We start from the raw sequence: 6,390 nt of genomic DNA, 5'->3' as shown, positions 1-6,390 counted from the left end.
TCCTTAGGATGCCGGACGGGCGGTTGTTTCATGTATTGGAACAATATAGTATTTTTGTTAATATATTAATAGTCTCGCTTGTGCAGAGAGGAGGGTAGCGCGATCAACGTTTCATAGGCTTTCTAAGGTTGAAAGACCAGTATACGATAAGGAGGAATATTAGGATGAAGAAGACTCGAATTTTTTTGTTAGCCGCCATGATGCTTGCAGGTGCGACCACGTCGGTCTTTGCCGATGCTTCCGCTCAAGCGGCCGCCTTTCCCATCGAGAGAACGCAAGGCGGCACGGTGACGTCCAACGGCCAAAGCCCGGCCGAGGAGGAGAAGGAGAACGCGTTCGATAATCTTTTGAAGACCAAGTGGCTGACCTTTCAAAGCACGGGGTGGCTTCAGTATGCTTTTCCGAACCAAGGCTCTTATGTGATTACTTCCTATTCGATTACCTCTGCAAACGATTTCCCGGAGCGGGACCCGAAGGATTGGACCTTGAAAGGCTCCAACAACGGAACGGACTGGACCGTGCTGGATACCCGCCAAAATGAAAGCTTTGATAGTCGATTCCAGACGAAAACGTACACTTTCTCGAATCAAACGGCGTATTCATATTATCGGCTCGAATTAAGCAACCATAGCGGAGGGATTCTTCAGCTTGCGGAGCTGAAGCTATACGATGCCCAGCAGTGGCCCGAACCGGCCAAGGTGGTAGAGATTACGGCTAGCGGCGAAAAACTGCCGAACGAAGGCAAGGACAAGCTGAACGACGGGTCGAGCCTGACCAAATGGTTCACCTCCCAGAAGTCCGGCTGGGTCACTTATCGTTTCGACCGGCCGATGGCCATCGACGGTTATGCTTTGACTTCGGCGAACGACGTTCCGGAACGCGATCCGGCCGAATGGACGCTTCAGGCGTCGAACGACGGGAAGCAGTGGGTCACGCTGGATACCCGCAAGGGAGAGCAATTCCGGTACCGCTATCAGCGGACGAGCTACAGCATTCGCTCCGACGCGAAATACAGCTATTATAAACTAAATATGAAAGCCAGCGAAGGCAACAAGCTGCAGCTTGCGGAAATCGAGTTCATCCCGAAGGACAGCCCGCTCCAAAGCATTCTGCCCAGCATTGAAATCCGCAATATGGATGCCAAAGGAAACGGCAAGCTGTTCGATCAAGCTCTTCCGGATGCCCAAGAGCAAATCAAGCTGATTATTTTGAAACTCAACGAAATCTTGTACGGACACCCGAACCGGATGGATGTGGGCCCGAAAAAGGTCGTTATTTTCATCAAAGACGAGGATGGGGTCGCTTGGGCCGGCGGGATCCCTGTGGAGGGGCATGTCACCATTAGCTCGCGGCATCTGAAAAATGTCAGCAATTCCAGCACGCCGCTGCGGCATGAGATTGTGGGAATGTTGTATCATGAGCTGACGCATCTTTATCAATTGGATGACAACCGCTACGGCCAGATTGGGTATATGATCGAAGGCATGGCCGATGCGATCCGCTTCAAAGTCGGTTATCACGACCGTCTGGCAGTAAGGAAAGGAGGCACCTGGAAGGACGGCTACGGGGTGACAGGCAATTTCTTCGTTTGGATCGACGAGCATAAGCGCCCCGGATTTTTACGGGAGCTGAACCAGAGCCTGTCGCCATTCGACGGCGTGGAATGGAACGAGAGCGTATTCCAGAAGCTGACGGGTTCCGATGTCCTCTCCCTTTGGAACGAATACCAGCGCTCCTTGCCGAATCCGTAAGCGGTTGATCCGGCATCCATCGTATTTTGCTGCACTGCTGCCTAAACCTTAATCTACTGTATCCGTCCCGTTTTTGAGACTTTAGTCGCGCAACTTTCGTTGACAAGGCCCATCCCGGGGTGTACGCTTAGGGTAATGTAGGTCGAATTACCCGGTTCTGCCAATCCATACTACGGGAGGGGAACGATAGTGAAGATGGAATGGATCAAATCCGAATCCGGGACGGATGCCGTGGAAGCTGAAGAGCTATGGCATACGGGGATTCGGATCGGCGGCAATACGTATTTTTGTCCGGTATCGTTGGGAAGGAAAATCAGCTACGGGCTGTGGCTGGTCATGTTCGTCAGCCTGCTCGCTGCGGTCTGGATCAACACGAATGTCCAGTCGCCGGCGCTGCTCGGGTTATATGCGGTTCCCGTGCTCATATTTGCTTTGTTCGTGTTTAACGTTTATTTGGTCGGCGCATTTTCGACGGGAGTTACGGCACTGTGGGTGTATTTTACAGGGGCCGGATGGCCCGGTCTGGCCGGAGCGGGGGGATTGCTGCTGCTCGCATTGCTCGTGCAGCGGGTCGTCATTGTGTCCCGGCGCAACTTCCGGCAGCGCGAAGAGTACGAGGAGCTGTTCATGAACACGATTCTCTCGTTCTCCAAAAGCATTGACGCGCGCGACCCGTACACGGCGTTCCATTCGAAGAATGTGGCCGACTACGCCCGGGAAATCGCCGAAGAGCTCGGTTTGTCCAAGCAGGAGACGGAAGCCGTTCATCTGGCCGGACTCATTCACGACATCGGCAAAATCGGCACGCCGGAATCGATACTCAAGAAAGAAAGCCGACTCACCGAAGAGGAATACGACATCATGAAGCGTCATGCGGAGGACGGTTACCAAATCATCAAAGGCATCAAACGGCTGCAGGAGCTCGGCGTCACCGCGATGGTCCGGCACCATCATGAACGGATGGACGGTAAAGGCTATCCGAAGGGCTTAAAAGGTAAAGAAATCCCGCTGGGAGCACGCATACTCGCGGCCAGCGACTCCTTCGACGCGATGACGACGAACCGATCGTACCGGGCTAAGCTGTCGACGGAGACGGCGGCCGAAGAGCTTCGGCGGCACAGCGGAACGCAATTCGACCCGGAGATCGCCCAAGCGCTGTTAAGGGTGCTCGTCCGTCAAGGCAAGCTGCCGGCAACGGAGCCGCAACCCGCAGGACAAGTACAGCCGGCTTGACCGAGATGAATACACGGCATTATCGCCCGATACAGATCGTTCCCGATCGATCGTATCGGGCTTTTTTTGCGCTCGCACGTCGGGAGAATAACATGAAAAAACGCGGGAAGCCCTCCCCGGACTTCCCGCGTTTTGACGTACTTGCTCAGCGATTCCCTTTTGCAGCTTCCTTTTCCTTGTCAGCTTCAGCCATCACGTAGCCGTATTTCCCGGCCTTCAGACCGGCCAACAGCAGCCCGCCTGCAGCGAAGAGAAGCAGGAGCAGGGGAATGGTCCAGCCGCCTGTCGAGTCGTGAATGAAGCCGAAGAGCGTCGGGCCGACCGCAGCCAGCAAATACCCGAACGATTGGGCCATGCCGGACATCTCTGCGGATTGACGAACCGACTTCGTGCGTAGGGCGAAGAACATGACAGCCAGCCCGAAGCCGGACCCTGCGCCGATGCCGACGAGAATGACCCAGAGTGGAACGAGCCAGGCCGTATCGGTAACCAGCAGCCCGAGATATCCAACTAAAAATAGGGAAGCGACGCCGACGGCTAAGCCCCGCTGATCGGAACGCCGCCCGGCAAGGATCGGCATAAAGAACGTCGCCGGTAGGCTTGCGAACTGCATGATCGAAATCATCCAACCGGCGGACACCGCGCTCATGCCGCGATCCTGCAATATGGCAGGGAACCAGGAAATATTGACATAGAAAAACAGCGACTGCAATCCCATGAACAGCGTAATTTGCCAAGCCAGCGGAGAGCGCCAGAGCGAATCGCTTTTGACGGCCGCACTCGTCTGTACCGCTTGCGGACGCTGGCGCGAACGAAGCATCGGCAGCCAAGCGGCGAGGGAGACGATGGCCAGAAGCGCCCAACTGCCGAGCGCCCCCCGCCATCCCAAGCCCAGCCCCTGCGAAATCGGGATGCTGACCCCCGAAGCGACGGCGGCGCACAGATTCATAGATACGGAATAAATCCCGGTCATCGTTCCGACGTTGTTCGGGAACTCCCGCTTGATCAAGGCCGGCACCAGCACGTTGCTGACGGCAATGGCGATACCGATGAGCGCTGTGCCTGCGAACAGCGCCGCGACCGAAGACAGCGAGCGCAGCAAAATACCTGCCAGCAGGACGATCAGACCGGCGAACAGCGTAGGCTCCATGCCCAGCCGCCGGGCAATCCGCGGCGAGAGCGGCGAGAGGAGCGCGAAAGCAAGCAGGGGCAAGGTGGTCATCATGCCCGCCCACGTATTGGAGATCCCCGTTTCCCCGCGAATTTCTCCGATAATCGGCCCGACGGCCGTTAACGGAGCGCGCAGGTTGGCGGCGATCAAGACGATGCCGATAATAAGCAGGCTTAGACCGGTACGGGTCTGTACTCGGGAGCTGACGGCATCTTGGGCCGGAATCATAGGGACCCCTCCTTGCGCACATCTTCTTGCAGAAGGTTTAGCGATTCCCGGATATAGCGGCGTACGGCTTCGGCGGCCGCAACCGGGTCTTGGGCGGCGATGGCGTCGACCATTTGGCAGTGCGAGCGAGAGGCTCCGTCTACGATGACCGAGAGGTCGAGGGTCTGGTCGATGGACGATTCCAAGGCATCGGTCATGTGCTCATACAGGTCGATCAAGACGCTATTGCCGGTTGCCCGGACGATCGCATGATGCAGCTTCAGGTCCGCTTCGATGTAGCCTTCGATGTCCTGCGCCGCCGCAGCGGCATCGCATGCCGACAGCAGGGAGCGGAACGTCTCGATGTCCTCCGGCGTACGCCGCATGGCAGCCAGCCTTGCCGCCTCCTGTTCGAGCGCGCAGCGGACCTCCAGCGTCTCTGTGGCGTTCGAGCGCCGCAGCCGGCGCACGAGAGCGGGACCGAGGCTACTTGAAGAGCGCACGTAAGTGCCGTCGCCCTGGCGTGCCGTCAGAAGTCCGGCGTGGATCAGGGCCCGCACCCCCTCGCGAACGGTATTCCGGCTGACGCCCAGCTGCTTGACGAGCTCGGGCTCGACCGGGATGCGCGATCCGACCGGCCATTGACCGGATTCGATAAGCGATTCCATCTGGGAAACGACCTGTTCCACCAGCGTGGAGCGTGTGGTTTGTTTCAATTCCATCCTGCAAACCTCCAAACATCCGATGATTGGGATATTGGATAATATAGCACGTATTCATTCCGCGGGCAAGACATGTGCAGGGCTGAATTCATACGGCTTTTGTCTGCCGGGAAAGAAGCGCGTTATAAAAACAAGAGCTCCCGAGCGATATTCCGCCCGGGAGCCTCGTATATGTCATTTTTCTTCTTTCCGTCCGTCCAGGTGCAAATCCTCCAGCGTATACTTATGATTCCACAAAAATTCCATATCGTAATCCGTCGTATCGCGCAGAACGAACTCCAGCAGCACAGCCATAAAAGCGACAATGATCATGCCGAGCAGCATCAGGCACATGAGAAACGAGATCGTATGGACCAAGTTGATCGCATCCTTTCCTGCCGTATGCTACCAGTTTATGAACGTTTCGCGAAAAAATGATAGAAAAGCAAAACGAAGGCTTCCCGACCGGGTTGCCTTCGCCGCTTACACGTTCACTTCTTGCGTTTCAGTCAATATCGCTTTGCAGATGCGGGTCAAATGTTTAATGTCCTCGTCGGGCAGCTTTCCGAAATATTCCTCGACCACTCGCTGGCGGTGCAGGTGAAGCTCCTCGATGATTTCTTTTCCCTTCTCGGTAATCTCCATATAGACCACTCTCCGGTCTTCCTCGGAGCGGGTTCTTTCGGCGAATCCGCCGGAAATCAGCTTATCGGATAGCGATGTCACCGCGCCCGACGTGATCCAGAGCGCGTCGGCGATTTGTGAGACCTTCAGCGGACCTTCGTTTTGCAATTTTTCCAGAATAACCGCCTGCGAGGCGGAGACGCCGTGGGCTTCAAAGCGGGTCCAACTGGCTTTCACTTTGCGAAACATTAAGCGGAACGCTTCCTCCAGCTCATATAAATCTTGTCGGTGTACCATAATAGCCCCCTTAAATTGTTACCCGGTAAAGATAGAGTTCGACAAAATATTAAGTAATACGCAGGTTGCCTCCCTTTGGTTTCAAAAAGTTTTCTGCGCCACATTTTTGCCATGAAAAATTTTGATTGACGTTAAAAATTTTCCGTGTTAATTTATTTAATGTTAAATCATTGCATTATAAAACTATTTTAATTTAAAAATAAAAAGAGGAGGGAAGCCTTGCGCAATCTGGAGCAAAAGCTGACGGAGCTGGAAGGACTGATTGCCGCCGCCGTACGCCATGCCCGCCGCTGGTCGCCGCCCGACGCAGACTTGTCGAGGCAGCAAATCCAATTGCTGCATGCCTTGTGCGGCAAGCGGAGGGTGACCGTGACCGAGCTGGCCGAGGAACTGCAGCTATCCGCCA

General features: G+C 55.4%; 7 protein-coding genes. 3 read left to right on the top strand and 4 right to left on the bottom strand.

All coding sequences use genetic code 11. The features are described from left to right. Nucleotides 1-164: 164 nt before the first annotated feature. The gene (locus QJ48_RS33885) at nucleotides 165-1,751 is read left to right on the top strand and encodes a basic secretory protein-like protein (RefSeq protein WP_054977687.1); all 1,587 of its coding nucleotides are present in this window, start codon (nucleotides 165-167) and stop codon (nucleotides 1,749-1,751) included. 195 nt (nucleotides 1,752-1,946) lie between these two features. Beyond that, complete coding sequence (locus tag QJ48_RS33880; protein ID WP_237763150.1) at nucleotides 1,947-2,984, top strand: HD-GYP domain-containing protein; 1,038 nt, start codon at nucleotides 1,947-1,949, stop codon at nucleotides 2,982-2,984. Nucleotides 2,985-3,129: 145 nt separating this feature from the next. Here the strand turns inward: QJ48_RS33880 and QJ48_RS33875 are convergent, their stop codons facing one another. The 4 genes from QJ48_RS33875 to QJ48_RS33860 all read right to left on the bottom strand — a co-directional run bounded on the left by QJ48_RS33875 (nucleotide 3,130) and on the right by QJ48_RS33860 (nucleotide 5,984). Then, nucleotides 3,130-4,383 carry an MFS transporter gene (locus tag QJ48_RS33875; protein WP_054977685.1) on the bottom strand — a complete coding sequence of 418 codons (1,254 nt, stop codon included), beginning with the start codon at nucleotides 4,381-4,383 and terminating at the stop codon, nucleotides 3,130-3,132. Beyond that, nucleotides 4,380-5,084, bottom strand: a complete 705-nt coding sequence (locus QJ48_RS33870) for a FadR/GntR family transcriptional regulator (RefSeq protein ID WP_054977684.1) — start codon at nucleotides 5,082-5,084, stop codon at nucleotides 4,380-4,382. The genes QJ48_RS33875 and QJ48_RS33870 overlap by 4 nt, the downstream gene beginning before the upstream one ends. Before the next feature lie 174 nt (nucleotides 5,085-5,258). Beyond that, entirely contained in the window at nucleotides 5,259-5,441 is a 183-nt protein-coding gene (locus tag QJ48_RS33865; protein ID WP_054977683.1) for a hypothetical protein, read from the bottom strand. 105 nt (nucleotides 5,442-5,546) lie between these two features. Then, a complete protein-coding gene (locus QJ48_RS33860) occupies nucleotides 5,547-5,984 on the bottom strand; it encodes a MarR family winged helix-turn-helix transcriptional regulator (protein ID WP_054977682.1) in 438 nt (145 codons plus the stop codon). Between the two features lie 219 nt (nucleotides 5,985-6,203). Here QJ48_RS33860 and QJ48_RS33855 point away from each other — a divergent pair. Then, the coding region (locus QJ48_RS33855; RefSeq protein ID WP_157261845.1) for a hypothetical protein at nucleotides 6,204-6,390 on the top strand (187 nt) is incomplete at its 3' end.

It is taken from the genome of Paenibacillus sp. A3, assembly GCF_001399685.1.
Taxonomy (GTDB): Bacteria; Bacillota; Bacilli; order Paenibacillales; family NBRC-103111; genus Paenibacillus_G.
The sequence above is the reverse complement of the archived record's forward strand: the minus strand, read 5'-3'. Positions and strand labels throughout refer to the sequence as shown.

Bases quoted from the DNA above. Each gene is read 5' to 3' on its own strand.
- QJ48_RS33870 (WP_054977684.1), bottom strand. From the start codon at position 5,084: ATGGAATTGAAACAAACCACACGCTCCACGCTGGTGGAACAGGTCGTT.
- QJ48_RS33860 (WP_054977682.1), bottom strand. From the start codon at position 5,984: ATGGTACACCGACAAGATTTATATGAGCTGGAGGAAGCGTTCCGCTTA.
- QJ48_RS33880 (WP_237763150.1), top strand. From the start codon at position 1,947: ATGGAATGGATCAAATCCGAATCCGGGACGGATGCCGTGGAAGCTGAA.
- QJ48_RS33875 (WP_054977685.1), bottom strand. From the start codon at position 4,383: ATGATTCCGGCCCAAGATGCCGTCAGCTCCCGAGTACAGACCCGTACC.
- QJ48_RS33885 (WP_054977687.1), top strand. From the start codon at position 165: ATGAAGAAGACTCGAATTTTTTTGTTAGCCGCCATGATGCTTGCAGGT.